The 4,105-nt window shown below is 40.1% G+C and carries 2 protein-coding genes; both read left to right on the top strand.

The window, feature by feature from the left end; genetic code table 11:
- The coding region (locus ACKPQ4_RS05465; protein WP_407680193.1) for a flagellar basal body rod C-terminal domain-containing protein at window positions 1-351 on the top strand (351 nt) is incomplete at its 5' end.
- Window positions 352-361: 10 nt separating this feature from the next.
- Window positions 362-4,105: flagellin N-terminal helical domain-containing protein (locus ACKPQ4_RS05460; RefSeq protein WP_456151852.1), on the top strand; the 3,744-nt coding region annotated here is incomplete at its 3' end.

The following is a 4,105-nucleotide window of genomic DNA, read 5'->3' as shown; positions in this document are numbered from 1 at the left end:
GTAGATAAAAGGCTAAGTTCTGATTCTCTTTTGTCGGGAAATACGGTTGAGAGCGGGTCTAATGAAATTGCGTTGGCTATTGCCGAATTAGGTGAAGGAGATTTTATTAATAAAGTTTCTGTATTAAATGCCAATATGGGAAACACAATAGCGGATCTAAATGATAATCTCGATCATCAAAAATCTATAGAAACCTTACTGCTCGATCAAAGAAGAGCTGTTAGCTCGGTATCTATTGATGAAGAAGTTGCAGATCTTATGCGTTTTCAGCGTTCCTTCCAAGCTTCTTCAAAAGTCCTAACCACTCTTGATAAAATGTTGGAGATTGTAGTGATGGGACTTATCCGATAATGTTGAACTGATGAGAATACCCGATTTGAATGTCACCCAGTCCGTTACTCAACGGATAAGGGATTTGGACTTGCAGAGGTTTAAGTTAGACCAGCAGATTTCAACGGGGCAAACTATTACCCATGCAGAAGACGATGGTTCTAAGATGAGCCGTGTAATTCAGCTAGATTCTCAAAAAAGTAGACTTTCTCAATACCAGCGGAATGCATCTTATGCGACTGAGTTTCTGAATGCTGGGCATATGAATTTAGAAAAGTTGCGAGAAATTAACCAACGTGCCCAAGAAATTGCCCGTTTAGCAGGCGGAGGTTTAAATGGTTCTGGGATCGAAACTTATTCTTTGGAACTCGATCAATTAATTGACGAGACACTAAATCGAGTTAATTCCACTCACCGTGGAAAGTCATTGTTCGGTGGGCAGGAGCTAAAGCCAGATTTTGCTCATTCTGATGTTATTGTTGAGAAAGCAGAAATGAAAATTCTGGACTTAAATCAATCTTCCATTGGAGTTGGATCTCCTGGTGGCAAAAGATATTTGAAGCAAGGCGATGAGTTTGTTTTTCATGCAAACGGTAGAGAGTATGTTGTTCAAGCTAAGACCCCTGATATTTCCGAGTATATTTTATCCGATACATACAATAAAGGCGATTTGGTTAAGGTAACCCAAAAAATAGACGACTCTATTCTCGTTGATGGTCTCGAGTTTACAAGTATGGCAGACATACTTGCTAAATTAGACGATAAGGACTGGAGTAAGGAAAAGGTTGGAGAATTACAGAATGGATCAGCAGATATTTATCTCTTAGATTCCAAACAGATTGAACAGATTGCGGTTAGCCTTGGAAATCAACCTAATTTAGACTTCTTTCCTTCAACCGGAGGATATTTTGCAGCTGTTGAAAGAGAGGGTACTTTTTATTTGGAACCTGCCGAAAACAGAATTGAAAACTGGCGTCCAGACAAGATCTATTCTTCGGGTGATCTTGTTCAGTGGGGTTTTGAATATTTTAGGGCTTTTTCTGATATTGAAGCTGGAAAAGAATTTACTGAATCTAAATGGGAGAAAGTTCCAGCTGATTCAGTTTCTGAAATTTACACTCTTACCAGTAAAGAAGAAATATCCTACTGGGAAGCTGCCCTAGACAACATAGAAAACGAGATCCCAGAGACTAACAGTAATTCTTGGATACAAATTAATCCTAATGATTTTGTATCAAATGTTTCCACGGAAACGGCCACAGGTCTTATAAGAGATTTGATCAATTCAGATGGATATTTTTTGAGTGAATCTAAAGTTTATGAAACATTAGATTCTTTTGCTTTCGTCCGAGGAGCAAAGTCGTCAACAGAGCCTCACGACCATGATCTTTCTTTATCCGCAAAAGTTGCTTCCAATGGACAACTACAGGTTCGAGGCACCGTGGGTAAATCATTTAATGCCTCAGCAGAATATATTTCAAAATACGATACGAATAGCTACTATCCTGAGCAATTAGAAGATATGCTCGTGGCTAAAGGAAAATCTTTGTTTCCAGGAAAAGAGTACAGTTCTCTAACTACTGAGGAAAAAGATAGTGTTTGGAACTCTGTTAAAAATGAAAAACTTCATTGGCAGATTAATGTTACCCAAACTTATACTGATCCCGCCTCTCAGATCGACATTGCTCTTGCAGAACCGTGGAAGCGACTGAATATATACCAATTAGGAGATGTAGTCCAACACAACGGGAAACTTTGGGAGTCACTCGGCAACGAAAACTTTAACCACGATCCTACTCAAATAGGTTCTGATTTCTGGAAAGATATGGGAAGTAATTATTCCGGAGATCGTGAAGACTGGAATATTAAAAGTACTGGGACAGAAACCCGTTTTTATTATTCAGGTCCAGATGGTAGGCTATTCAGTGATCGATCTGATGCGGTAAACCACAGCTTTGATATCCTCTTTAATTCAACAAGAAATTACACCGACCAAAATCAATTATATCTAGACGCAGATAATCTTGTCACAAAAGTGGCGTACCCAGTTTCTCGTTTTGAAGCCGATGCATCTAACTCAGAAGGTATCGTGTATTTTGACGCTACAAGTCAATCCTATCGACTCGCGGCTTTGGTGGACGGTCAACCTCAAATTGGGGGTTCTTTTGTAAAAGGTGCCTTAAATGATTCTTCCTCTACAGATTTGAATCGTGGAGATGTGGTTCAATACAGGGGATCTTATTATCTGACGGCGAATGTTCTTTCCCCGGAAGATGTTAATTCTGTTTATGGCTCCACAATCATTCAGGAAGCTGATATTGTCGGAGATCTTACAAGTTCAGTAGCAGTCGGCGAGAAGATATATGAAGAATCTACTGGTCGAGTGTACATGTTTCTTGGAGATGAACTTCCTCTCGAAGGAAGAGAGACGATATTGCAGGAGGGAATCGAACAGCCAATACGTAAGGGAGCCTTTGTCTATGATCCTAAATCTCAGACTTTTTTCGTTGCTCAAGAAAATTTAGATGATGCCAATACAGTTATCTTGGAAAATGAGAATGCATCCCTCGTCCCTGTAAATACTTTTTCTGCCGTTCAGGGCTCCGAGTGGTCAGCTGATATGCAATATCGAAAGGGCCAAATTGTTTTTCACAATGGCGTTTATTTCGAATGTCAAACTGACGGTAAACTGGATAATCAAGGTGGGGTGGTTGGTTTTAATAATAGAGATGATGAGGAACTACTTGGATCAGATGGCGATTATACCTTCACGATTGTAAGCCCGAGCGATCAGTTTTTTTATGAGAGCCCTGATGCAATTTCCCGCGAATCATTAGATCTTCGCCGAGCCCGTGGAGAGGCAATCAATAACAATGTTTGGTTGCCCGTTACTAAGGCGGTTAACCAAGTTTTATCCTTCGATGTAAATAATTTAGATGAAGCTTCCGTCAAGATTGAACTCGCCGGCCCAGCTGGTGTAGATGCACAGATTAAGGTTATGACCGATGTAAATGGAGTTGTCTCCGGATTGCAGGTAGAGAACCCTGGTCGGTATTTTTTCCCTGGTGCTAATGATGGAGCAGGGGTGGTTTCTATTCCAGAATCTTATCAAATTGCAGAGATTGTTTTACCAGAAGGTAATTCATTAAGAGCTAATATTATATGGGGTGAGAACCCAAATGATCCTGGTCCTTTTGTTATTACAGGATTTGATTTATTAGATACTGCAGTACTCGACGAGCCAATGGGTGCACAAATTGGTGATACTTATTCTTTTGCAACTGGTAAGAAAACCTTCTTGGACCACAGGGACAGTAGCGGGAACCTTGTTGGCGTGACTTACACAGGTTCTGATAAAAACGCTGAATTTTATGTTGGGCAAGGTAGTAAGATTAGTTCCTTTTTGAATGCAGAAAATGGAGGTACTGCTGAGCTGACTACGGTTTTATCTTCTCTAGTTGATCTTAGGAATGGACTTGCCAACACAGATATCGCTGAAATGACCGAGGTCGTTCAGTTAGCCGAAAAAGATCTTATTAAGCAAGAAGACTCGGTTATAGACAAAATAGGCTCACTTTCTTCTCTGATGGTTCGAATGAATACCGTTCGTTCGCATGACGAAGAATATTATTTGGAAATTGATCAACGTTTGTCAAATGACCTAGATGTAGATATCTCTGAGGCGATTATGCAACTAACCCGAGTTTCAACCGCTTACCAAGCGGCAATGCAGGTTGGTGCTCAATTACTTAATACTTCATTGCTTAATTACCTG

Origin of the sequence: Candidatus Chordibacter forsetii, from assembly GCF_964187505.1 — a bacterium.
GTDB classification, from domain to species: domain Bacteria; phylum Verrucomicrobiota; class Verrucomicrobiia; order Opitutales; family Seribacteraceae; genus Chordibacter; species Chordibacter forsetii.
This window is presented reverse-complemented; position numbering and strand designations above follow the sequence as displayed.